Source organism: Candidatus Nanosynbacter sp. HMT-352 (assembly GCF_022819365.1).
Taxonomy (GTDB): Bacteria; Patescibacteriota; Saccharimonadia; order Saccharimonadales; family Saccharimonadaceae; genus Nanosynbacter.
Window position 1 is genome coordinate 98495 of record NZ_CP089289.1, and the last position, 24235, is coordinate 122729.

Annotated in this window: 27 protein-coding genes and 1 tRNA gene; 21 read left to right on the forward strand and 7 right to left on the reverse strand. The window is 43.0% G+C overall.

Annotated features, from left to right (window positions below; all coding sequences use genetic code 11):
- Positions 1–34: 34 nt before the first annotated feature.
- The 16 genes from LRM49_RS00530 to ruvA all read left to right on the forward strand — a co-directional run bounded on the left by LRM49_RS00530 (position 35) and on the right by ruvA (position 15609).
- Positions 35–745, forward strand: a complete 711-nt coding sequence (locus tag LRM49_RS00530) for a hypothetical protein (protein ID WP_243777946.1) — start codon at positions 35–37, stop codon at positions 743–745.
- Positions 745–906, forward strand: coding sequence for a hypothetical protein (locus LRM49_RS00535; protein WP_243777947.1), 162 nt, complete (start codon positions 745–747; stop codon positions 904–906). Before LRM49_RS00530 ends, LRM49_RS00535 begins: the two co-directional genes overlap by 1 nt.
- Positions 903–1367 (forward strand): nucleotide exchange factor GrpE, encoded by a 465-nt coding sequence (locus tag LRM49_RS00540; protein ID WP_243777948.1) that lies wholly within the window; start codon positions 903–905, stop codon positions 1365–1367. The genes LRM49_RS00535 and LRM49_RS00540 overlap by 4 nt, the downstream gene beginning before the upstream one ends.
- A gap of 145 nt (positions 1368–1512) precedes the next feature.
- Positions 1513–3402 (forward strand): molecular chaperone DnaK, encoded by a 1890-nt coding sequence (dnaK, locus tag LRM49_RS00545; protein WP_243777949.1) that lies wholly within the window; start codon positions 1513–1515, stop codon positions 3400–3402.
- A gap of 102 nt (positions 3403–3504) precedes the next feature.
- Entirely contained in the window at positions 3505–4614 is a 1110-nt protein-coding gene (gene dnaJ, locus LRM49_RS00550; protein ID WP_243777950.1) for a molecular chaperone DnaJ, read from the forward strand.
- A 60-nt stretch (positions 4615–4674) separates the two neighbouring features.
- Positions 4675–7809: a hypothetical protein gene (locus tag LRM49_RS00555; protein WP_243777951.1), complete on the forward strand. Its 3135-nt coding sequence runs from the start codon at positions 4675–4677 to the stop codon at positions 7807–7809.
- A gap of 23 nt (positions 7810–7832) precedes the next feature.
- Positions 7833–8339 (forward strand): ATP-dependent zinc protease family protein, encoded by a 507-nt coding sequence (locus tag LRM49_RS00560; RefSeq protein ID WP_243777952.1) that lies wholly within the window; start codon positions 7833–7835, stop codon positions 8337–8339.
- Positions 8339–9256 carry a RimK family alpha-L-glutamate ligase gene (locus LRM49_RS00565; RefSeq protein WP_146423215.1) on the forward strand — a complete coding sequence of 306 codons (918 nt, stop codon included), beginning with the start codon at positions 8339–8341 and terminating at the stop codon, positions 9254–9256. The genes LRM49_RS00560 and LRM49_RS00565 overlap by 1 nt, the downstream gene beginning before the upstream one ends.
- 24 nt (positions 9257–9280) lie before the next feature.
- Positions 9281–9772 carry a DUF192 domain-containing protein gene (locus LRM49_RS00570; protein ID WP_243777953.1) on the forward strand — a complete coding sequence of 164 codons (492 nt, stop codon included), beginning with the start codon at positions 9281–9283 and terminating at the stop codon, positions 9770–9772.
- A complete protein-coding gene (locus tag LRM49_RS00575; protein ID WP_243777954.1) occupies positions 9769–10248 on the forward strand; it encodes a hypothetical protein in 480 nt (159 codons plus the stop codon). Before LRM49_RS00570 ends, LRM49_RS00575 begins: the two co-directional genes overlap by 4 nt.
- Before the next feature lie 47 nt (positions 10249–10295).
- A tRNA-Lys gene (locus tag LRM49_RS00580) sits at positions 10296–10372 on the forward strand.
- Positions 10373–10436: 64 nt separating this feature from the next.
- Positions 10437–11888: a ComEC/Rec2 family competence protein gene (locus LRM49_RS00585; protein WP_243777955.1), complete on the forward strand. Its 1452-nt coding sequence runs from the start codon at positions 10437–10439 to the stop codon at positions 11886–11888.
- A 47-nt stretch (positions 11889–11935) separates the two neighbouring features.
- On the forward strand, positions 11936–12652 hold the full coding sequence (locus LRM49_RS00590; protein WP_129743740.1) for a YebC/PmpR family DNA-binding transcriptional regulator: 717 nt from the start codon (positions 11936–11938) through the stop codon (positions 12650–12652).
- Positions 12653–12751: 99 nt separating this feature from the next.
- On the forward strand, positions 12752–14536 hold the full coding sequence (locus tag LRM49_RS00595) for a lamin tail domain-containing protein (RefSeq protein WP_243777956.1): 1785 nt from the start codon (positions 12752–12754) through the stop codon (positions 14534–14536).
- A gap of 16 nt (positions 14537–14552) precedes the next feature.
- Entirely contained in the window at positions 14553–15026 is a 474-nt protein-coding gene (ruvC, locus tag LRM49_RS00600; RefSeq protein ID WP_129631598.1) for a crossover junction endodeoxyribonuclease RuvC, read from the forward strand.
- 7 nt (positions 15027–15033) lie between these two features.
- Complete coding sequence (ruvA, locus tag LRM49_RS00605; protein WP_243777957.1) at positions 15034–15609, forward strand: Holliday junction branch migration protein RuvA; 576 nt, start codon at positions 15034–15036, stop codon at positions 15607–15609.
- 22 nt (positions 15610–15631) lie between these two features.
- On the opposite strand, the gene LRM49_RS00610 is transcribed toward ruvA, so the two are convergent.
- Positions 15632–16180, reverse strand: coding sequence for a hypothetical protein (locus LRM49_RS00610; protein ID WP_243777958.1), 549 nt, complete (start codon positions 16178–16180; stop codon positions 15632–15634).
- 266 nt (positions 16181–16446) lie between these two features.
- Here LRM49_RS00610 and LRM49_RS00615 point away from each other — a divergent pair, with 266 nt between their 5' ends.
- The 3 genes from LRM49_RS00615 to LRM49_RS00625 all read left to right on the forward strand — a co-directional run bounded on the left by LRM49_RS00615 (position 16447) and on the right by LRM49_RS00625 (position 18911).
- Entirely contained in the window at positions 16447–16932 is a 486-nt protein-coding gene (locus tag LRM49_RS00615) for an HIT family protein (protein WP_243777959.1), read from the forward strand.
- 31 nt (positions 16933–16963) lie between these two features.
- Complete coding sequence (ruvB, locus tag LRM49_RS00620) at positions 16964–17962, forward strand: Holliday junction branch migration DNA helicase RuvB (protein ID WP_243777960.1); 999 nt, start codon at positions 16964–16966, stop codon at positions 17960–17962.
- Positions 17963–18074: 112 nt separating this feature from the next.
- Positions 18075–18911 (forward strand): PH domain-containing protein, encoded by an 837-nt coding sequence (locus LRM49_RS00625; RefSeq protein WP_243777961.1) that lies wholly within the window; start codon positions 18075–18077, stop codon positions 18909–18911.
- 4 nt (positions 18912–18915) lie between these two features.
- On the opposite strand, the gene LRM49_RS00630 is transcribed toward LRM49_RS00625, so the two are convergent.
- On the reverse strand, positions 18916–19308 hold the full coding sequence (locus tag LRM49_RS00630; RefSeq protein ID WP_178142772.1) for a type II secretion system protein: 393 nt from the start codon (positions 19306–19308) through the stop codon (positions 18916–18918).
- A 67-nt stretch (positions 19309–19375) separates the two neighbouring features.
- Here LRM49_RS00630 and recA point away from each other — a divergent pair, with 67 nt between their 5' ends.
- Complete coding sequence (recA, locus tag LRM49_RS00635; RefSeq protein ID WP_129636736.1) at positions 19376–20431, forward strand: recombinase RecA; 1056 nt, start codon at positions 19376–19378, stop codon at positions 20429–20431.
- A gap of 11 nt (positions 20432–20442) precedes the next feature.
- Positions 20443–21096, forward strand: a complete 654-nt coding sequence (locus tag LRM49_RS00640; protein ID WP_243777962.1) for a regulatory protein RecX — start codon at positions 20443–20445, stop codon at positions 21094–21096.
- Here the strand turns inward: LRM49_RS00640 and LRM49_RS00645 are convergent.
- From LRM49_RS00645 to pilM, 5 genes are read right to left on the reverse strand one after another with little or no spacing between them, the layout of a single operon-like run.
- Positions 21093–21680 carry a PRC-barrel domain-containing protein gene (locus tag LRM49_RS00645; protein ID WP_243777963.1) on the reverse strand — a complete coding sequence of 196 codons (588 nt, stop codon included), beginning with the start codon at positions 21678–21680 and terminating at the stop codon, positions 21093–21095. The genes LRM49_RS00640 and LRM49_RS00645 overlap by 4 nt on opposite strands.
- Before the next feature lie 24 nt (positions 21681–21704).
- On the reverse strand, positions 21705–21989 hold the full coding sequence (locus tag LRM49_RS00650) for a hypothetical protein (protein ID WP_146428564.1): 285 nt from the start codon (positions 21987–21989) through the stop codon (positions 21705–21707).
- Positions 21986–22579 (reverse strand): hypothetical protein, encoded by a 594-nt coding sequence (locus tag LRM49_RS00655; protein ID WP_243777964.1) that lies wholly within the window; start codon positions 22577–22579, stop codon positions 21986–21988. Before LRM49_RS00655 ends, LRM49_RS00650 begins: the two co-directional genes overlap by 4 nt.
- Complete coding sequence (locus LRM49_RS00660; RefSeq protein WP_243777965.1) at positions 22576–23151, reverse strand: PilN domain-containing protein; 576 nt, start codon at positions 23149–23151, stop codon at positions 22576–22578. Before LRM49_RS00660 ends, LRM49_RS00655 begins: the two co-directional genes overlap by 4 nt.
- Positions 23144–24196: a type IV pilus assembly protein PilM gene (pilM, locus tag LRM49_RS00665; protein WP_259376940.1), complete on the reverse strand. Its 1053-nt coding sequence runs from the start codon at positions 24194–24196 to the stop codon at positions 23144–23146. The genes LRM49_RS00660 and pilM overlap by 8 nt, the downstream gene beginning before the upstream one ends.
- Positions 24197–24235 lie beyond the last annotated feature (39 nt).

The following is a 24235-nucleotide window of genomic DNA, read 5'->3' on the forward strand; positions in this document are numbered from 1 at the left end:
TGTATGAGTGCTAGATTTGCGATATAATTGGACTATGACCGAACGTCAACAAGCAATTCTTGTCGCTATTATCGAACAATACGCTGAAATTGCGGCGCCAGTTGGTAGTGTAACGCTAGCCAAACTGTTTGGCGTGAGTAGCGCCACGATTCGCAGTGAAATGGCAAAACTTGAGGAAATGGGATTTATTGAGGCACCTCACACGAGTGCGGGTCGAATTCCGACAGATAAGGGATATCGTTTTTATGTCAATGGAATTACGGCGGCGCAAATGACGGAGTTACCGAGCGGTATTGATAGCAGTACGAAGGTAATTGAGGCACATGTCAATTCAAATGTTGATACTTCAGATAAAGCGATTCGTCGAGCGGTTGACAGTTTGGTGGAAATGACTGGCAATTTTGGTTTTGCGTCATTTGGTTCGAGTTTGTATATGAACGGAATGACTCAGTTATTCAGTCAGCCAGAGTTTGGTGACGGCGATCACGTTCAGGCGGTTGCTAAATTGATTGACAATATCGAACCGTGGCTACGTGAAGCGGCGCCGGACGAACCGCTAAATGTGTTTATTGGTAGCGAAAATCCAATCGGTAAAAGCAGTGGCGCTACGTTGATTATAAGTAAATTTAAGTCATCGTCTGGTGGTGATAATTACATCGGTGTGATTGGTCCGACGCGACAAAATTATCGTCGAACGATGGAGCTGGTGCGTCGTACGGGCGCGATGCTGGAGGAGGTATTGTAATGGCTGAATGGATTGGTGGACTATTAAGTGGTTTGCCGGCGTGGCTGATTGTAATAATTTCAATAATAATATTTATTATTGGAGCGATTTGGATTTTAGTATTTGATCCTGTTACGGCTGGTGGTGATCCGGTCTTGCCATTTAAAAGGAGGAAAAAATGACGAAGAATAAAAAAGCTGAAGATTTAGAGAAAGAAGTTGCTGAGCTGACGTCGGATTTGCAGCGAACTCGAGCGGATTTTGAGAATTATCGTAAGCGCGTGGATGCGGAAAAACAATCAGCGCACGAGTTGGGTCAAACTAAGTCGGTGATGAAATTATTGCCAGTCATTGATACAATTGAGCGAGCCGTTGCTAACGTCCCAGAGGAGATTCAAGATAATCCGTGGGTTAAGGGTGTGGCTGGTCTGAGTAAGCAGCTTGATAAGCAATTGAAGGAGATTGGTTTGGAGAAAATTGACGCCAAACCTGGAACTTTGTTTAATCCTGAATTTCATCAGGCTGTTCAATTTGACGAATCGACGGATGGCGATAAGGAAGTTATTGCCGAGGAGCTTCGCGCTGGCTATACTTTGAACGGCTCAGTCATTCGCGACGCAATGGTAAAAGTTGCTCGTCAATAATATGATTGCGAAAAAACAGCTATTAGCACTCTTGACATGAGAGTGCTAATTATTTATACTGAGATAGTTGGCACTCGCCACGAAAGAGTGCTAGAATGAATATAAGATATAGACCAGATGTGATCATAACAGAAAGGGGAATCATATGGGTAAAATTATTGGTATTGACCTCGGTACAACCAACAGTGCATTTGCGTATATGTTAGCTGGAAAGCCAGAGGTAATTTCTAACGCCGAAGGTAATCGTACTACGCCGTCTGTAGTTGCGGTTAATAAAAAGGGTGAACGACTTGTTGGTCAAGTTGCTCAGCGTCAGCGTGTAACAAATCCAAAAAACACGATTTACGGCGTTAAGCGTTTGATTGGTCGTAAGTTTGATGATAAGGAAGTACAAAAAGACTTGGATATCATGCCGTACAAGATTGTTAAAAAGGGTACTGGCGTGGCAGTCGAAATGGGTGATAAGGAATATACACCAGAAGAAGTTTCAGCAATGATTCTTAGTAAAATTAAGGCTGACGCTGAGGCTTTCTTGGGTGAAAAGGTAACGGAGGCAGTGATTACGGTGCCAGCTTACTTTGACGATTCACAGCGCCAAGCGACTAAGGATGCTGGTAAAATTGCTGGATTGGAAGTTAAGCGTATTATCAATGAGCCGACAGCTGCGGCTTTGGCGTACGGTCTGGAGAAAGGCAAAAACGACGAAACTATCGTAGTGTTCGACCTTGGGGGTGGTACGTTTGACGTGTCGGTACTGGAACTGGGTGACGGCGTATTTGAGGTTAAGGCAACCAATGGTGATACACACCTTGGTGGTGAAGATTTCGACAACGCTATTGTCAACTACTTCTTGGACGACTTCAAGTCGAAGGAAGGAATTGATCTTCGTAAAGATAATGCAGCAATGCAACGCCTAAAGGACGAGGCTGAAAAGGCAAAGAAAGAATTGTCGACGGTTACTGAGTATGAAGTCAATATTCCATTTATTACCGCTGATGCTGATGGTCCAAAGCACTTTGAGATGAGCTTAAGTCGTGCTAAGTTGGAGGATTTGGTTAAGGATCTATTGGATCGCTTGGATGGTCCAGTAGAAAAGGCTTTGAAGGATGCCAAGCTTTCTAAGTCCGATATTAACAATGTAGTTATGGTTGGTGGAATGACTCGTATGCCAGCTGTGGTTGAGCGCGTGAAGAATTTCTTTGGAAAAGATCCGATGCAAGGCGTGAACCCAGATGAGGTTGTGGCTGTCGGTGCCGCAATTCAAGGTGGCGTCTTGGCTGGTGATGTCAAGGATGTGTTACTTCTGGACGTGACTCCGCTTTCTCTTGGAATTGAGACGATGGGCGGCGTGTCGACTAAGTTGATTGATCGAAATACGACGATTCCAACAAGCAAGAGCGAGGTTTTCTCGACAGCTGCGGATAACCAGCCTCAGGTGGAAATTCACGTTCTTCAGGGTGAGCGCGAGTTTGCTAATGACAATAAGAGTTTGGGTCGTTTTGTGCTTGACGGTATTGCGCCAGCGCCACGTGGTGTGCCGCAAATTGAGGTGACCTTTAACATTGACGCCAATGGTATTCTTAATGTTACGGCTAAAGACAAGGGAACAGGTAAAGAGCAATCAATCACTATCCAAAACTCTGGCAATATGAGCAAGGAAGATATTGAGAAGGCGCAAAAAGAAGCCGAACTTCACGCGGACGAAGACAAGAAAAAGCGCGAAACTGTCGATACGAAGAATCAGCTTGAAAACGCTATTTATCAGGCAAAGAAAATGCCGGACGAATTCAAGGATAAGATTTCTGACGACGACAAGCAAGCGATTGAAAAGGCTGTCAAAGAGGCTGAAAAGCACAAAGATTCTGAAGATAAGGACGAATTGGATGCTGCAATTAAAGCCTTGAACGACGCGATTATGCCAATCGGGGCTAAGATGTATCAACAATCAGCCGACGATAAAAAAGCTGACGAAGCTGGCGACAAAAAGTCTGATAAAGACGAGCCAGTCGAAGGTGAAATTGTCGACGAAAAATAAACTTAACGTATTTACAAAGAAGGCTGCTCGATAAAAAGGGCGGCCTTTTTTGGACTTAGCACTCTTGCACTGAGAGTGCTAAACGCGTATAATATATAAGGTATGAGCAAGCGTGATTATTATGAAATATTGGGCGTTCCAAAGACCGCTTCTGAAGATGAGATAAAAAAGGCTTTTCGTAAATTAGCAATTAAATATCATCCTGACAAACAGGGTGGCGACGAGGCTAAGTTTAAGGAAATTAATGAGGCTTATGAAGTTTTGAAAGACAAACAGAAGCGACAGCGTTATGATCAATTTGGTCATGCTGGCGTTGGTGGCGCGTCTGGTGGCGGTTTTTCCGGTAATCCGTTTGAAGGGTTTGGTGGATTTGGCGGTCAAAACGTTCACTTTGATTTTGGTGATGGTGGACTAGGTGATATTTTTAGCCAATTTTTTGGTGGTGCAACTGGCGGTGCTGGAAATGGTCGTTCGCGTGGGCGTGATGTTGAAACTAGCGTAACGTTAAGTTTTGAGGACGCGGTATTTGGTGTAGAAAAGAAAATTAGTTTAATGCTGGATACTGAATGTGAGCATTGCCATGGCAATGGCGCTGAGCCTGGATTTGGAATGAAAACGTGCCCAACTTGTAAGGGCGCGGGTCAGCAAACTCGAACGATGAATTCGCTGTTTGGACAAATTCAGCAGGCGGTTGTTTGTGAAACTTGTCATGGTAAGGGGAAAGTTCCTGAAAAAGAATGTTCAGTTTGTCGAGGAAAAGGCACGACTCGACAGAATCAGGATATCACTATTAAAATTCCGGCGGGAATTGATGATGGCGCGACAATTCGCCTGCGCGATCGTGGAGAAGCAGTTGCTGGTGGTGGTAGAGGTGATTTGTATGTCCACATTCGCGTTAAGGCGCATAAAAAATTCACTCGTGAAGGCAATATTATTCTTAGCGAAGAGCATATTTCTATGGTTGATGCGGCACTGGGAACGGAAATTGACGTGGAGACTGTGGATGGCGTAATAACGATGAAAATTCCAGCGGGCACTCAGAGTGGCACTGACTTCAAGTTGTCGGGTCATGGTGTGCCACATTTGCACAGCGAATCTCGTGGTCCGCATATTGTGGGTGTTATTGTTGATACGCCAACCAAATTGACCAAAAAGCAGAAGGAGCTTTTGGAACAATTTAAAGGCGCGAAAAAACGAGGACTGTTTTCCTAGTATATTTGTCCAGAAAAAATCCTGTGCTATACTGAAGCTAGCATAAGAGGGATTGAAGGTATGGGATTAATTTTTCTGATAATAGTTATTATTGTAGTAATTAAGCTAATAAAATTATTACAGAGAGGTAATAGCCAGCCGTCTAATTATTCCGAAGATTATCGGCAGGGATATTGGGATGGCGTGCGTGATGCACAAAATGGATGCGCCAAAATTGAGAATGACAACGGTCAAGTGAGGCTTATTACCGAGAATCAAAGCGCCGCTTCACGGCTTGCGAATACGCCGTTAAATATCAGTAAAAATGAGAATCTCGATAATATAGTTCCTACTAGTATTTCCACATCTGAAGAGAGGGTAAATACGGTTGCTGTGCCTGTTGAGAATAATATTGAACGAGCATCACATATTGATGGCAAGGAAAAGGAGAGGGGCCGTAAGACTACAATTAATATAGCGCTATATACGGCATCGCTACTTCTGACTGCGGGAATATTGCTTCTGGCTCAGACAATTAATCTATCTATCCAACTTAGGTTTGGATTGGTGTGGCTGTTTATTTTTATTTATTATATTATTGGTCAGATATTGTATGCTCGCTTGCCAATATTGAAATCTGCGTCGACAGCACTTATTGGTACGGCTTTGGCAGCTGTGCCAATTGGCGGCTGGACTATGAATTTACTTTTAGGTATTGACCCCGCATGGTGCTGGCTTATTACTTCTGTAATTGGTGCTGTTTTGTGTGTTGATGCTACGGTGAGATTGAATAGTCGACCTCTTGCTTATGTATCGCTACTATCGATGTTTACGATGACGACTAGTTTGCCGGCTGTCGCGCATGCGCAGCTGGTCTGGTATTACGTTGTAATGCTGCTATTTGGATGTTTGATGACTGTGGCTGCATATTTTTCTAGTCGCTTTCCTCGTCAGTTCGTCGAACCGTTAAAAGTTGTAAATCCGTTTATCGTGCCGATGACGATGTTTGTCGCGCTTAGCTCATCGGTATATATGGGTACATTAGATATTAGCGTACTGTTATTTGCTAGCGTTGCATATTACTTTACGGTTGCTCTTGTTGAGAAGTCTAAAAAGATGCGTACTTATGAATTGACAACAGCTCGCTTATTGTTAATGGTGATGGCTACTAGTTTCGCAATGTATTTATCTGACGATAATCAGTTGGTTGTAAGCGTGATTCTAGGGTTAGTGGCACTTGGAAATATAATCTGGTCCGCTGCATCAATGTACATTCAGAAACAGTACGATAGACATCATGAAATAGTATTGTGGGCTAGTTTTGCTGTGTCATTAAGCGCTTTGTTTGGCATGATCGGTTCTGGAGATTCGCTACGAATGATGGTTGCTTTTACCTTTATTGGTGTTATTTCGGCAATTAGTCTTGCAATCCTTTTTTTGTTACGCCGTGCCCGCTTCGGTATTATGGTTGTGATATCTGGGATCCTATTGGTGCCGATTGGTATAACACTATTCAATATCGATATAGCTATAGCACCACGCGTACAGTATCTAATTTTTCTATTCATGACGCCACTGCCAGTTATTTGCCGATTGCTAATTTTGAAGCGTCCGAATATTAGTAAAAGTCAGGCTGCTTTGGTATATGGCGCTGCGTTAACTTGGTTATTAATGGCAATGTTTACTTCAGCGATGATAGCCACTTATGCGACAGAGGAAGCCCTGATGTGCCTATCGGGCGCAATAGCTATCGGCGCTGGCATTATGAGTGTGGCTGTATGGCGCGAAAAAGTTTATGAGTTTGTAGTTGGAGTACATACTTCTTTAATGTTGTCAGTATTTTTGCTAGCTTTAGGTTTTGCAGTGTCTAGTGAAAATATCTCTATTTTAATGGCGTGGATAAATATGTCGTCGCTATTAATAATAGAATGGCTTTATCGTCGTCACAGCAATGCAGCTGTCAAAAGTCGTGAGTTGTTTCTATATTCTATTATTGGCGTAGCTGTCATTGTTGTGTTGTCGTCAATTCATCCGATAGTTTGGTTGCCGCTAGTGGTGTCACTATACTATGCGTTTTACCGATGTCGTAGAGAGGTTTATTTGGGCGGGGCATATCTTACAACAATCATCTTTGTTTTATTATTCCTGCATTGGTTGAATATACCGTTTAATGACAATCTTGCAATTGCTGCATGGGTGAATCTCGTTGGTTTTGGGTCTTTGTACTGGCTGTTGCGAATGAATAGGCAATCGTCAATTATTGGTGATATGACGCTGTGTGCTGCTATAGTTCCAGCGATAGTGCTTCCAATAATTAATCTACCGGCAACATATGATTTGTCGTTCAAGATATTGGGGTGGCTAGCGGCTGTAGTAGCTCTTTATATGGCGGTACTTGCTAAACGAGATTGGCGAATAATGACAATAGCCGCACACCCGGGTCTAGTGTTGTTGCTTTGCCTTATAGCTCAATGGTTTACTATTCCACTCGAATTCATGTCAGTAGTTGCCCTGATTGTTTTTGCGGTATTTTACGGTCTGGCTATTGCTGCGCGAATCAGAAAGATGTCGAGTCGTTGGTATTACTCTTCATTCTATAGCGCCATCGGCTGGTCGGTAGTCTTGTTGTCTATTGCCACACCAGTTAGCGCTACTGTGGCGTCAGTGATTCTGGCGGCGCTAGTGTGGATAATTAATGGTATCGCCTTGATGTTCGAAGGTGTTCCTAAAAAGAATATTTTATATTTTGATTCAGGTGTGATCCTAATTTTGTGCGGCGTTGTATTTACCATTAAAAACCTAGCCCTACCCGTTCACGCCATCACAATACCATATTTGTGGTCAGCGGCAATTCTTTCGGGAGCGGTGATGTCGTGGCGTTGGTTGGGGTATATTCATAAGTCTACGACAGTACACCTAGTACTGGCTCTCTCTGCGCTTAGTCTGCCGACTCTCATCCTGGCGTTTGCAGGAGACAGCGTTATGGAAATATTATTCCTAATAGAGCACTCATTGATGGTTGTCGTGGGATTGGTGCTTAACAAGCGACTGATTACGACCTGGGGTGCTGTGTGTGTGACATTAGCTTTGATATATCTATTGTCGGGATACACTTATGTATTAGCTATTTTGGCTGGTATATCTATCATTGTAGCGGTGACAATTGTGGTAGCGAGAGCTCAAAGAAGCAAAAGGCAAGATATTGCAAAAAGATAGTTTTTATGCTATAATATTGACGTATGAAAGAAAAAGCCATTATTGGGTCGACTGAGTTTGTGGACTTCGGCGAGCGAGCACAAAAAGTCCCAGCTAAAATTGATACGGGCGCCGATTCCAGTGCGGTTTGGGCGAGCAATATTCGCATTGATAAAGATGGTGTATTGAAATTTTCTCTATTTGGTAAGGGTTCGCCGTATTATAATGGTAAGATATTTAAGAGAACTGATTATTCTGTGGCTAGCGTACGCTCTGCAATGGGTCAAAATCAGATTCGTTATCGAACGCACTTTTGGGTGAAGCTTGGTGGGCGAAAAATTAAAATGCTGATGAATCTATCCGATCGGTCAAAGAATGAATTTCCGGTGTTAATTGGCAGACGGTCAATTTCTGGAAAATTCCTAGTGGATGTTTCAAGAAAAAATGTTCGCAGGAAAAAACCGTCCGTAACTGCTAGTCTTAATGAAGAAGTAAAATTGAATCCATACGAATTTTATAAAAAATATCATCAGAAAGGTGAAGAAAAGTAATGCGAATTGCAATCTTATCTAACGGCAACATTAATTATTCGACGCTTCGCCTGAAAGAAGAGGCTGAAAAGCGCGGTCATCAAGTTAAAGTTATTAAGTATAAAAACTGCTACGTTTCAATTGATGAAAAGCATCCGACGGTCATCTATAAAGGTAAGGAAATTGGTGATTTTGACGTGGTGATTCCGCGAATCGCGAGCCATATGACAAAGTATGGAACAGCGGTTTTGCGTCAATTGGAGATGATGCATCCGAAGGCGTTTTTTATGAATCGCTCGATTGCAATTACTAGGGCGCGGGACAAATTGCGCTCAACACAGTTATTAGTAAAAGCGGGAGTGTCGATTCCGAAGACGGTCTTTTCTCGAAACGCGACTGACATTGATTCGCTTATTGAAGAGATCGGTGGTATGCCAGCGATTATTAAGTTGGCGCGCGGCACGCACGGAAATGGCGTGGTTCTGGCGGAAACTAAAAAGGCTGCCAAGTCGGTTCTGCAGGCGTTTTATTTGACCAACTCGGACGGTACGAACGTGCTACTTCAGGAGTTTATTAGAGAGTCGGCTGGTGTTGATATTCGTGCGTTTGTGGTTGGTAGTCAAGTGGTGGCTAGTATGAAGCGTCAGAGTTTGGACGATGATTTTCGTAGCAATTTACACAAGGGCGGCGAGGGAACCAGCATAAAATTGACAGATTCTGAACGTAAAATGTGCGTGAAAGCCGCTAAGGCAATGGGATTAACAGTTGCTGGAGTCGACTTCATGAGATCAAGCCGTGGTGCTTTAGTGCTGGAAGTTAATGCTAGCCCAGGATTTGGAATTGAGAAAATTACTCGCCGAAATGTGGCTGGAAAGATAATTGAATACATCGATCGAAACGCCAAGCGCGGTAATAAGAAAGATAAAATCGGCGCTTAAGCATAAACTTGTTATAATAGGTTTATGGACGAGCCTCGTCACTCGACAGTAACTCAGACTGTCATCAAATGGATATTTATCTGCGGTATGCTGATGGTTATTGGTGGGGCAATTTTTTATGCTTTTCGAACGGTTTCGCCAAAAACGGAAATGATTTACCTGAATAAGACGATGCTTCAGGCGGAAATTGCTAATGATGAAGAATCGCAGCGGAAAGGTCTGTCCGGAAGGCTGGGAATTGATGAGAATTATGCCATGCTGTTCGTATTTGACCATAACGATCGTCACAAAATGTGGATGAAAGATATGAAGTTTTCAGTTGATATGATTTGGATTAATGATAAAAAGCGCGTCGTCTATATAAAACATAACGTTAAGCCAGACGCTGAGCCGCATGAAAAATATGCGCCACCAGTTCCGGCAAAGTACGTGTTGGAAGTGAAGGCGGGAGTTGCTAAGCGTGCGAGCGCCACGGTTGGGTCACAGGTAAAATTTGATTTGGAGGAGGGTAAATGAGCGTGATAATTCTATTTGGAGCAATTTTAGTAACGGTTTTTGCGGTTGCATTTGTTTCATCTCGAAGATTCGGTCCATTGGCGTTGTCGTTGGCGACGGGATTTTTACTATCAGAATGGTGGGGTGGCTGGCTGACAGGAGTGCTGGATGGCTTGAAATTGGAAACTGGTTTATTGCCAAATGGTGTAATTTCGGGATTAGTTTTAACGTTGGTTCCGTTAATTATGCTTCTTTTAAGCGGTCCGAGATATCAGAAAAAACATGAGAGAATTGTCTCGGCGGCGGGAATCGCGTTTTTGACAGCAGCGCTATTGGTGGTTCCTCTGGGAAAATATATATCACTAGACGGACAGGCGCTGGAGATGTATAAGATTTTCGCTAATAATTGGCGATACGTGGCTACGTTTGGTCTGGTGTGCGGTCTAATTGACATTTTTTCACCACATACTGGCGGACATAAACTCGCTAAGCATTGACCTTTGTGTTGGTTTGTGCTAGGATGAAGAAAGCGGATATTCCGAATGGGTCCATAGCTCAGCTGGTTAGAGCACCTGCCTTTTAAGCAGGGTGTCCCGGGTTCAAGCCCCGGTGGACCCTCCAAATTTGAAATCGACTCCCTTGGCGGAGTCTTTTTTATGGCTTCGGATCCAGATATACTTTAAGTATGAATAGTTGGCTATTTAAGAAGTTGCATATTTCTTGGTTGGTGGCGGTGTGGTGTCTCGGTTTGACGATTGGCGTAATTTCCATCCATTACATACCACGGTCGTTTGTGGCGAACTCATTATTTTTATTGGTCGGGCTGATTATTTTTGTAATCGTGGCAATTTGGCGCTGGCGATTTTTCATGATTCTAGCAATTATTTCTGGAGTTTTGATTGGTCTTTGGCGCGGTGAAATTGGCAGAAAAGGCGTGGAGGTTTATGATTCGTTAATCGGAAAAGTCGCAATTATCCAAGGTCAAGTCTTGGAGGATCCTGATCTCGATAAAAATAGTCAAACGGTTCTTAGATTGGGCAATTTGCGGATGAATAATGAAAAATTGCCGGGACAAATTTGGGTGACGACGCCAGATAAAAATTCAATTAAGCGTAGTGATATCGTGAAGGTTAAGGGTAAAATGACGGCGGGATTTGGGGCTTTTTCAGCAAGCATATATCGGGCGAAAATTATTAGTGCCGAAAGACCCGTTCCGGGTGATGTGGCGGTGGGAGTTCGTGATTGGTTTGCGGGGCGGGTCCGTGAACATATTCCGGAATCAGAATCCGCGTTGGGATTGGGATTTTTATTGGGCTTAAGGCGTGCTATGCCGACTGAATTAAGTGACAATTTGAAAATTGCTGGACTAACGCATATCGTGGTGGCGAGCGGCTACAATTTAACAATTTTAGTTCGTTTAGCGCGACGATTATTCGCCAAGCGATCAAAATATTTAGCGATGCTCGGCGCGGCTGTTATGATAATTGGTTTTATGGCAGTGACTGGATTAAGTCCTAGTATGTCGAGGGCTGGTTTGGTGGCGGGACTGAGTTTGGCGGCGTGGTATTATGGTCGGACAATTCATCCGCTAGTCCTACTTCCCGTGTCGGCGGCAATCACACTATTGATAAATCCACAATTTGGTTGGGGCGATTTGGGCTGGCAATTAAGCTTTGCTTCGTTTGCGGGCGTAATTATGTTGGCGCCACTTCTTCATTCTTACTTTTTCGGCAACAAAGAGCCGGGTGCGTTTCGGCAGATTTTAATTGAAACTTTGTCGGCGCAAATTATGACGTTGCCGCTACTTATGATGAGTTTCGGCGTTATTAGCAATGTGGCGTTAATTGCGAATATGCTGATTTTGCCGTTTGTGCCGCTAGCGATGCTGCTGACGTTTATGTCGGGCGTGATGGTTTTTGTGCCAATGATTGGTGTGTTGATTGCAATTCCGACGACGTGGTTACTTGGCTATATGATTCAAGTCACCAATTGGACGGCTGGATTTGAATGGGCTCAAATGGAAGTTAGTATCAATTTGTGGCAGTGTGCGGCTTTATATATGTCGCTAATTTTGGCAATGATTTGGATGAAAAAGCAAACTAAATTAGACCTCGCTAAGATAAATATTGTGGAGTAGTGTATAATAGTAACAGATTGAAATAGCAAATAACTTTAGGAGAAATTATGTCAGGACACAGTAAATGGGCTACAACTCACCGACAAAAAGCGATTGTTGACGCTAAGCGCGGCGCGATTTTTACGAAATTGGGTAATCAAATTGCTATTGCAGCACGTGGCGGCACAGACCCAGCGCTGAACTCAAGTTTGGCGATGGCAATTGAAAAAGCTAAGGCTGCGAATATGCCTAGCGCAAACATCCAGCGAGCAATTGACCGAGTGGCGGATAAGAGCGCGGCGGCTTTGGAGGAAATTGCTTACGAGGGTTACGGTCCTGGCGGCGTGGGTGTTATTATTGAAACGGCGACAGATAATCGCAACCGAACATTGCCAGAGGTAAAAACTGCGTTGGTTAAAAATGGCGGGCGAATTGCTGATGCTGGTAGTGTGATGTTCCAATTTACGCGCAAAGGCGTCATTACTATCGAAGGCAGCGGGGAAGATTTGTTGCTAGCGGTTTTGGACGCTGGCGCCGAAGATGCTGTCGAGGAAGACGGCGAAATTATCGTGTATACGGAGTTGAAAGATTTGGCGAGTGTGCGGAATAAATTGGTTGAGCAAGGCTTGAAGGTTAAGGACGCGGAACTGCGATATATTGCCAATACGCCGATAGAAATTGCCGACATGGAAACTGCGCAGAAATTGATGAAAATGATTGATGCGTTGGATGATTTGGATGACGTTGTGAATGTTCATACAAATGCAGATATCACGGCGGAATAAAATTATTACTTTAAGAAATCGCTCCTTTTCTGGGGCGATTTTTAATTTGACAAAAAGTACGCTAAACTAAAGATGATTAACCATAAGCAAGGAGCGAGCATGAAGTATTTGCGCAACACACTACTTATGATACTAGCCGCGGCACTAATAGTGCCGTCGCCGTTGGTTTTGGCGGAAGGTGTTTCGGGTGCTACTCAAGAGTCGAAAGTTGATGACGTTCAGACTGTTGATAATAGTCTTAAATCGGCTGAGGAGGTGAAAGATCAAGCTGCCGATAAGGAACAGATCGATAGCAATTCACCTTCTCAATCAAGTGAAAATCCCGAGACTCCAACAGAGAATTCGTCTATAGATAGTCCGAGTGAAAATCCTGCTATCAATGAGTCTTCAAAGTCCGAGCCAAACCCCAAATCTGAGCCGCCAAAAATAGATAATTCAGATGAAAGCACAGAAGAAAATGCTCCGATATTAATTTCAAAGATTAGTCAGGACAAAAAATACGTTGAGATTTATAATCCGACGAATCGGAATGTTAATTTGGCTGGTTGGAAAATAGAGTATTACACTGGATCTGGAGTTGAAACCGTTGGAAAAATTTTCAAGGATGAAGTAATCTTAGCGAACGAATTTTTGGTTTTGTCAAACGATAAGATGTTAGCGGGCGCCATAAAGTTTGATAATAATTTAGGTTTGGCTCAGAATGATGGATCGGTCGTGTTGTCGCGTTCGGACGGGTCGGTCGCAGATACTGTCGGCTGGGGAAATAATTCAAAGTCTGCGGGCTCGCCAATTAAAGGCGGTGTGAAAATTGTTTGGCGCTGTTTTATTGATGAAAATATTATTGATTCGAAATTTTTGTCAGGTAAAAATCTTAACAATCAGGAAGTTGAGCCGTATTCACGACCAAATTGCAAAACCCCAGATTCCAAATCTGAATCTTCAAAGGAGTTGAATAAATGTGAAGGTCTGAAGCTAAGTGAAATCGCGTCGAATGTTGATGAACAGTTTATTGAGATTATCAATTCTGGCGAAAAAACCGTCATTACGACAGGCTGTAAATTGACGGTTAGCGATTCTGGCGTTCGTGAAAATATTGGTGATATCGAATTAAATCCTGGCGAATTTTTAACGATCAAAATAAAAAATACGAATCTGAAATTGCCAAAAACAAAAGGAAAAGTTTATTTATTAGACGAGGCTGGCTCGAAGATTGATATCTCTGAATATAACAATATATCAAAAGGCGCCTCGTGGAGTTTGGTTGATGATGAGTGGACTCGGACATTTGCCATCACTGAAGGCGCCGCTAATGTTTTTAAAGAATATCCAGACTGTCAGAGCGGTTATGAGAGGAACGTGTTGGGCAGATGTGTGAAAATTGCCACCCCGCCCGTTGAAAGTCCTTGTCCTGTTGGTCAATATCGCCATCCGGAAACTCGCCGTTGTCGAAAAATTGAAGCGGAAAAAACTATTACGCCCTGTAAAGATGGCTATTATCGTAGTGAAGAAACTGGCAGATGTCGATCTATCGCATCGGCTGCGGCAAAAACTTTGAAGCCTTGCCCAGAAGGTCAATTCCGCAATTCAGCCACGGGTCGATGTAAGAAGATTGCCTCCACTGACGATATAGCAAAAGAATGCCCAGAAGGATTTGAGCGTAATCCGCAAACTAAGCGGTGTCGAAAGATAAAATCTGCAAATATGCCAACTGTTGGCTCGGCGGCTACTGAAGTTAAACAAGTTGCTGGCGCTACTTGGGGCTGGTGGGTATTTGGCGGCGTGAGCTTACTGGCCGTCGGTTACGGCGTATGGCAGTGGCGATGGGAAATTTCGCAATTTGTACGAAAAATCCGCGAAAGCATTAAATCCACAAGCGGTAAATAATTGCTATAATAAAGATATGAGAATTATCGGGATTGATCCGGGAACGGGAATTTTGGGGTTTGGCGTGATTGATTTTTCTCGTGGCAAGTTCAAGATGGTCACTGCGGGAGTTGTGACGACGCCGGCACATACGCCAATTGACGAAAGGCTTGAAGATATTTTTGATAGCCTTACAGAAATTATTGCCGAAACAAATCCTGATGTTATGTCGATTGAAAAGCTATTTTTTGCGCGCAATGTTACGACGGCGATTTCTGTGGCGGAGGCTCGTGGTGTGGCGATGTTAACTGGACGAAAAGCCGGAATGCCGATTGCTGAATATACGCCACTACAAATAAAGCAAACTCTGACCGGCTATGGAAAGGCCGATAAAAAGCAAGTTCAGGAAATGGTGCGCCTTAATTTGGGTTTGAAAGATGTTCCGAAGCCGGATGACTGCGCGGATGCTTTGGCTGCAGCAATTACACACGCAGCGATGAATCGGGTATAATTGAAATATGATTGCACATGTTTTTGGAAAAGTTGCTGAGAAATTTAACGGCTCGTTAGTCATTGATGTTCATGGTGTTGGATATGAAGTTAGCGTGGCGACTAATGATTTTGACGCGGTGATATTAGATCAAGAAGTAAAATTTTACACTTATCATCACGTGCGCGAACAGTCGGAGGAATTGTTTGGGTTCTCTAGCTTGGCGGCGAAAAAGTTATTTGAAATGCTAATCACGGTTCAGGGGGTTGGTCCGAAGGCTGCGCTAGCGATTTTAAGCTTGGGTGATGCCGAGCAAGTGCGCAATGCTATTGCTAATTCTGACAGCGGTTTTGTGCAAAAGGCTGCTGGCGTCGGTAAGAAAACCGCCGAGCGAGTGGTGGTTGATTTGAGCGATAAAGTTGGTCTGCCTACTCATTATGGCCGAGCGGAAGAACCGCTGCAAACTGAATTAAACACCTCAGATGAAGCTCTGGAAGCGCTTATGGCTCTGGGCTATACATTAGCGGATGCAACTAAGGCGCTTGAAAATGTCGATGCTAATTTACCAACTTCTCAGCGAGTAACCGAAGCTTTGAAGAGGTAGGGTTTTATTAAGATATTGATATCTATTGCGACTCGTTTTCTTCTTTAACTGTCTGCTTTACTTCTCTAATGAGATTTTCTATGTCGCCGGCTGTTAGTCTGTCGTAGTCATGAAAGCTCTGAACACTACGGCGCAATAGCTGACCTTGTATGTCAGTAATTCCATATAATCCAGGCAGATCATCAAATTGGTGATTGCACGACTCTTGGTCGAATATTTCGGCCTGCTCTTTGTCAGAAGCGCCTTCTTTCGATGCGATTCTATCGCACCATAAAAATGGATATCTTACTAGTAAGTTAATTACGTGTTTTGCAATTTCTGTTGATTTGGGGTCGTATTCTTCTGTTTGCTCTAAATTGCCATATCCCCGCTCAGTCAAGGTGTTGCTGATATTTTTTACATCAATTGCAACCCTGTGCGACTCAATTCCTTCAGATTCGTCGGAAGGCGCTAATCCTAGCTCGGCCAAAATATATGGCACTGCCTCTGACATTAACCTAATTCCTTCTGGGACTTGGTCATATACTTCTCTTATGTCTTTTTTTCGGTTTTTGGCATCAAATTCCGGCATTGTAAACTCCTAGTTTAATTGTAGATACTAATACTATACCATAAATGCTATAATTAGTGTATAGCAATTGAGAGAATATGCGATTCATCACTGACCCAGAACTGGATGAACCGAGCCAAGAAATATTTCAGGATTGGCCCATGGCTCACAGTGAGAAGCTGTTATCTCCTCGTTACATTGGTAAAACTGTTCTTACGAGCTCGGGCATATCTTTGTAGGTGTGAATAAATACCGCATGTCTGGTATAATTTGCATTAGGAGATATCATGAATACAGACGTGACAATGAAGGATTGTGAAATCTGTCCGCTGCTCGTTGGCCAAACAGCGGCTGACGACAATGTCATACTACAAACCGAACGTTGGGTGGCGGTGCTTGACAGAAATCAACGCTATTTAGGTAAGTCATTTATCACTCTGCGCCAGCACAAGGAGACGTTGTCGGAGTTGGATGAGGCAGATTGGATGGAGCTGCATCAGGTGATTCGTCAACTCGAGCAGGCAGTTAAAGAAGCATTTGGCGCCGACGTGTGTAACTGGGAGTGCTTGATGAATAACGCAGTGAAAGCTGGTCAGTCGACACATGTGCACTGGCATTTACATCCGCGGTATCTCGCTGGCACCACCTTTGCTGGCGAGGAGTTTCCTGATCCAAAATGGTCGCGGCACTTAGGGGACGCGGTGCATATGGTGAGTGATGAGACCTTTCGCGAAATTATGCAGATACTGCGTAGTCGGCTTACAAGAGCTTAGTCCGCTCCGGTTTGGATGATATAATGAATGTATGGCAATTGAAAGAATAGTTGATACAAGTTCGCATGATGACGATTCTGAAGAGCAGCGAATTGAAGTTAGTCTGCGTCCGCAGAGTTTTGCTGAATATGTTGGTCAGGAAAGGTTAAAACGTAATTTGCGTTTGGCGATTGATGCGGCTAAAAAGCGCGGCGAACCGTTGGATCACGTATTATTATATGGTCCGCCGGGGCTTGGTAAAACAACTATGGCGACGGTGATTGCTAATGAAATGGGCACGAATCTGCGGATTACCAGTGGTCCGGCTATTGAAAAAGCTGGCGATTTGGCGTCGATTCTGACTAATTTGTCGGACGGCGATATTCTGTTTATCGATGAGATTCATCGGTTGGGTCGGTCTGTAGAAGAGATTTTATATTCTGCAATGGAAGATTTTAAGCTGGATATTGTGATTGGAAAAGGTCCAGCAGCGCGATCAATTCGATTAGATTTGCCGCGATTTACGGTGATTGGTGCGACGACACGAACCGGAAGTTTGGCGGCACCTTTGCGTGATAGGTTTGGGCATATTTACCGCTTGGAATTTTACACGCCAGAGGATATTGCGAAAATTGTGACGCGTAGTGCGAAGATTTTGGAGTCGTCAATTCGAAGTGAAGCGGCGGATTTATTGTCGACGCGAGCGCGCTTGACGCCACGTATTGCCAATAGGCTTCTTAAGCGCGTCCGTGATTACGCCGACGTTAATGGCGACGGAATAATTGATGTAAAAACTACAACCAATGCTTTGGAAATGTTGGAGGTGGACGAGTTGGGCTTGGATCCGGCTGATCGTAATTTATTGCAATCGATTCTGGAAAATTATGGCGATAATCCCGTTGGTCTAACAACAATTGCGGCGTTAACTGGTGACGAAGCGACAACAATTGAGGATTTTTATGAACCATATTTGCTACAAATTGGTTTTATTGAGCGCACGCCGCGTGGTCGTCGAGTGACGATTAAGGCAAAGCGACATTTGGGAAGATAATTATCGTATTCTTCGGCTATTTGTGCTTTAATAAAACCAGACAAACTTAACTAGGAGCCGCCATGGGCAAAAAACAAGACTATCTTAAGTTCTGTCGTGTTATAATATAGGCATGAATCCACAAACATCCTCGTCAGAAGATTTAACGCAGCCTGTTGCGTACGATGCTGATGGTCGACCGCTATATCATCATCCGCCGCAGACTGGTTGTCCGGCTCCGGTTGTGGCGCAGACGAATTCTTATGTGACGGCAAGACCAGAAATTATTGATGGGGAGAATTTTGATCCGCGATTGCGTAGTCAATATGCTAATGAGCCGCAAGTCGTACATGTTGCGCGAGATATTGATCCGAAGCCGTTTACTATTAGCGATGATCTGAAACAAAAGCATGAAAAATCAGTTCAGCAATATCCGAATCTCAATTTGAGCGAAGGCGAATACATTATTTTGGATATTAAGCGTCATCCAATTGGTATGCTAATCCCGACGGGAATCTCGGTTTTCTTGGTGGTGATGATCATGGTGTTTGTGATGTTTTATCCGTCAATTGCTCGTGACGCAATTATCTCGCCGATGCCTTCACTGACTGATGTGTTTGGCGTGGCAATGTTGCTTATTGGGCTGGTGGCGCTTGGTGGTGCGGTGTCCTTGTGGATATATTTGCAGAATCATTTTTACATGACCAACGAAAGTGTGATTCAGGAAATCCAGGGTAGCTTATTTTATCGGCACGAGCAAACGGTGAGCTTGGGTAGTATTGAGGATGCAAGCTTCCGTCAATCAGGCATTATTCAGACTCTTTTCAATTATGGCACGATTCGCCTCAGCACTGAGGGTGAAGAAACGACATATATATTCCATTTTGTGGCAAATCCACGCAAGCAAATTGCGATAATCAATAATGCCATTGAAGATTTTAAGAATGGCCGCCCTGTTTGTGATGATTAGCTAATTATTTATGGCGACTTTCTTTTATGTAGTCATCTTCATCAACAAGCGTCGCGACAAGTTTGTATGACTTACATTTTCCGTCATTACAATTTGAAGATTCATAACGATAACTGCTGTCTTTTTCGCCAATTTTCTTACCTTGTGGATCTTTTAACAATGCAGGATCCATAGTCGGAAGTGTGCCTTCTTCTAACTTCTCTGGGTAATAGCCATTTTTAACGTAAAAACCTTCTTCCAGACTATAATGCATGGCGTTAATCGCGGTGCGTTTTTTGGCGTTGTTTGATTCGTTGGTCAATTTTGTATATTGTGAGAAACCTAAGATTGCGATGATAATCAAGAAAGTCGCTACAACCAAAAGTTCAATAATAGTAAAACCGTTTCGCTTATTCATGAATGTAATTATAGCAAATCTTGCAACAAATCGGTATAATAAAGGAAGTAACTAAGGAGGGAATGCTATGGCAAAATCAGACAGTAAAACAGTAAATCCAGAAAAGTCAAGTCAGGCATCGGATAAAAAAGTTGACGAAGGTAAGCTTAAGGCACTTGGTCTAGCGATGGATCAAATTACCAAGCAATTTGGTGACGGATCAATTATGAAATTGGGCGAGGCTCATAAAGTCGATGTTGAAGTAATTCCTTCTGGTGCTTTGAGTTTGGATTTGGCGCTCGGTGGCGGATATCCAAAAGGTCGTATCATAGAAATCTATGGTCCAGAAAGCTCGGGTAAGACAACATTGACGCTTCACGCTATTGCAGAAATTCAGAAGCAGGGCGGAACGGCGGCGTTTATTGACGCCGAGCACGCGCTTGATCCAGCATACGCCAAGCGTCTGGGTGTAGACACGGAAAATTTGTTGGTTTCTCAGCCAGATAACGGCGAGCAGGCGTTGGAAATTACGGAGACGCTGGTTCGTTCGAACGCGGTGGATTTGGTGATAGTCGACTCGGTGGCTGCCTTGACGCCACAGGCTGAAATTGATGGCGATATGGGTGATTCTCATATGGGTCTTCAGGCTCGATTGATGAGTCAGGCTCTACGTAAATTGACGGGAATTATCAATAAATCAAAAGCCACGGTGATCTTTATCAATCAGATTCGTATGAAAATTGGCGTGATGTTTGGCAATCCTGAAACGACAACCGGTGGTAATGCGTTGAAATTTTACGCGTCGCAGCGAATTGACATTCGTCGAATTGGTCAAATCAAAGTTGGCGATGATATTATTGGTAACCGCACAAAAATTAAGGTTGTGAAAAATAAGATCGCACCGCCGTTCCGCGTGGCTGAATTTGACATTATGTACAACGAGGGAATTAGTAAAACTGGCGATATTCTGGACTTGGCGGCAACGCACGGTATAGTTGAAAAGTCGGGTGCGTTTTATAAATATAACGGCGAAACGATTGGTCAAGGGCGCGATAAAACGAAGACTTATTTGAAGGAAAATCCTGAGGTTTTGGCGGAAATTGATCAGAAAGTGCGTGATAAAGTGAAGGAAGCGGAAAGTTAATTCAAATATAGATGAAAATCACCGATATTTCTCTTCAGACTCGTGATAAAAATCGTGTCAATGTAAGCGTTGACGGGAAATATCGTTTTAGCTTGGATGTATTCCAGGTCGGCGAACTAGGCATTAAGATTGGTCGCCAATATACGGAAGAGGAAATTTCGAAACTAGAAGACGACAGTCAGTTTGGCAAGTTGTATGCTAGGTCTATAGAATATTGCTTAATGCGTCCGCGAGCCATCAAAGAAGTGCGCGATTATCTGCGTCGGAAAACGCTAGCGACTCGCCGACGTTCAGCGAAAACTGGAAAAATTATTGAACATCCTGGAATAAAGCCGGAGATTGCTGAGCGAGTTTTGGATCGTCTTATTGAGAAAAAATATTTGGACGATGAAAAATTTGCTCGATTTTGGTTTGAACAGCGGTTCATGAAAAAAGGCGCCAGTATTCGTCGTTTGAAATTGGAACTGGCGCAAAAGGGAATTGATAATACAACGATTGAGTCGTTAGTTAAAGAGAATATTCGCTCTGATGACGAGGAATTGCGGAAGGTCATTGCTAAAAAACGTTATCGATATAGTGATCAGCAGAAGTTAATGCAATATTTGGCTAGGCAGGGTTTTTCTTACGACGACATTAAGAAGGCTCTTGAAAACCCAAATGATTAATCAACTTTTGTAGATTCTGGTTGTGGACGAGGCTGCTTGCGGAATGGATTTTCGTATGAATTTATCTGTGGAATAGGTGTTTTTTCGGCTATGTGCGAGATAGTTGCTGATTTTACAACGATTTTATCATCGGTTACTTTTATAATCTGAGAACGATGAATAAGTAGCTCTGTGTCGCCAAAACTTTTCAAGAATGGTCGCCGAATTCGAAGTTGTTGTATAATAAAATTCCCAGCCGCCAATGTGTATCCGATAACTTTTCCGATTTTCTTATTTTTCTCATCAATAACCAACTTGTCTTTTAATGTAAAATTGATGTCATAAATTTCTTTTATAGTAATCACATCATCAATGCCGATGATCTCGTCAGTTGAATCAATAATCATACCGAGCGGTCCAATTTCTCTGACGTCATCAATGCGAAGCAGGCTAGGATGTTGGTCTAAAAGTCGTCCTTCAAGTTCATATGCGATTATAGACAAATTCCTCGGATTGATAATTTCCCGCGATGTTCGCGCCAGTTCGGAGCCCGTCTGAAGACTCATGACGGGAATATCAAGGAAGCGATCTGCGGATATAAGCATAACTATATTATAAACGGTTACGTTCTATTCGGCAAACGGATTGGAGCGACCAGCCGGTAGACTAAACGAGTCGTTTGCTGAAGTTGACGGTCGGAAGTCTTTAATAATTTGCATGGTTTTTTTATCGAAGCTTATTGATGCAGTTTGTGGTTCTTCGGTAGGAACTGCTAAAAGTCCGCTCAAAAGAAATATCGCGATTGCTACGCCTCCGATTACAACAACGCTATATATTATCACATGAAATCGCCACAGGAATTTAGATAGTGATTTTACGATTGGCTCGAGCTGCTCTGATATTGATGGACTCATCGTGTATAAACCTTTACTTCAAGTGATTGGATTGATATTTCATGATTATTTGCGCCTCTGGAAATTGACACACCTGAAAGCTGCATTCGAGTGACATTTTTTTCAATAAGACTAAGGAAATGTAGGAATTTCGTGTAATCTATATGGTCTCCCAACTGAATTGATACGAAAGTGCTTTTCACTCCAACAGGGCTGGCGGATGTTTGCTTGCTAGGTGTCGCTGTCTTAGTAGAGGCTGTTGGTTCATTTTGGAAAGAGAAAGATTTAATCGGAATGCCAGCGCGGTCAGCGTAGGTATTTAAATCCTGAATAATCTGATTCTGATATTGATAAAGTTTCGATTCTGAGACGATATTCTTTGCTTTTTTAACTGTGTCGGAATTGCGATCGAGCTGAGATTTTGACGCTAGCAAACTTTGTATTTTTGCATCAACTGCAATTGCTTCTGTTTGCATTTTTCCAACTTCTTCTGATGTTTTGCTTAGGAATGAATAGGCGAAAATAACTAGCCCTACCATTGCTGACAATATTATGAGCAATAATAACGACAAGATGATTCGCGCGATACTGGCATTTAGAACTTTTTTCATTGCTTTAAGACCCCTGGCTTTGGTGTAACGCTAATTGTTATAGTGATTGGATAATCCGCAGGCTTGTCTGACGATTGGTTGCCGCCGCTATAAACAACAGTCTCCAGGTGAACGTCACTAAATATCTCTGATTTTTCTAAGCTAGTTTTTATTCGAATAGCGTCATCCCTATTTTTTCCGAGAGCTGTTAATGACAACGGTTTATCTAGCGCTGAAGTGTCTAGTGTCAGAGAATCCAAAACCATACCTGATGGTATGTACTGTGCAATTTTTGGAATAATTGTAGAGTAATGAGCTTCGCTATTAATGATTACTTTAGCTGAATCAAGGTCTTTCTTAAACTCGCTAACTTCTTTTTGCGTCGATTGATATTGAGCAAGCTTAGCATTTCCTTCGTCGATGTTGGCTTGAGCTGAGGTGCGGCTATTTTCTAAGAATAGATAAAATCCGCCAATAGTTAAGAATAGCAAGCCTGCAAATATCAATGATATGATGCAGTACCGTCTTAAGATGACGTTTACTCGCCCGGCGCTGATTTGCTTTTTTTCTTGAGGAGGTAGAAGGTTAATCATAAATATCCTCCTGCTTGATTAAGGCTAGCCCTGCAACTGGTGATAGCTGAGAGCGAAGCTGTTTTTCCGGCTGCTCTAGTCCATCGAAATTCAGCATTTGCCACGGACTTGCCACGCGCGCTGGCATTAATAATTCGTTTGTGAAAAAATCACCAATTCCTGGAAGATTACCGCCACCGCCAACTATGAGAACTTGCTCGATTTTTTTCTCATCAGGGAAACGGTCTGTGTAATATCGCATAACGCGCTTAACTTCGTTGGTCATTTTTTCCAAACTTGGGCGCAAGGCTCCTGCGATTCTGGCTTGCCTTGGACCGGGGTTTAATCCGTTTAATACCTTAAATTGATGAGCTGTCTCAATTGGTACATTCATTTTTTTAGCTAAATTTAAGGTGAGTGAATAGCCGCCAACATTTAAGCCGCCAGTCACACGTATATCGGAATCTAGAATTGCAATATCTGTAGTTGATGTGCCTATGTCGACGATGACAGTAGGGAGCATTCCTTCTTCTGTGCGTTTCAGAAGTCTAGCGATTGCGCTGATGTTCGGCTCAATTACTGCAACTTCCAGGCCACATTGTTTTGTGGCGTCTAACATGCTGTCAATCATTTTCTTCGGCGCAGCACACATCAGGACACTAAGCTCATCTTTCGTGCGATTGATAATTCGATAGTCCAAATAAAGAGAATCTAATGGAGCTGGAATATATTGTTCGGCTTCCAAATTTACCGCACTGCGAATATTACTTTCTTCTTTCACAGGCAGGCTAAATGTTCGCGAGAATGTTCGGTTGGTTGGTATGCCCAGCGCTACGCGATTGCTGTTAATTTGTCCTACAACGTTTTTCTTCAATAACGTTTTGATATTCTGCGCCAAATATTCAGTGTTGTCTGCAGAATTTCCGTCGCTTTTCTGAGAATCGAGGTTAATCGATCCATATCCATGAACCAGCATCCGATTTCTATCAATCGACATTACTTTTATGCTTGTTCGGCTGATATCTAGGCCGATAATTGGTTTTTTTCTATAAAATATGCTCGACACGTTATTATTTTCCCACCTATATATCGGTATTATAGCATA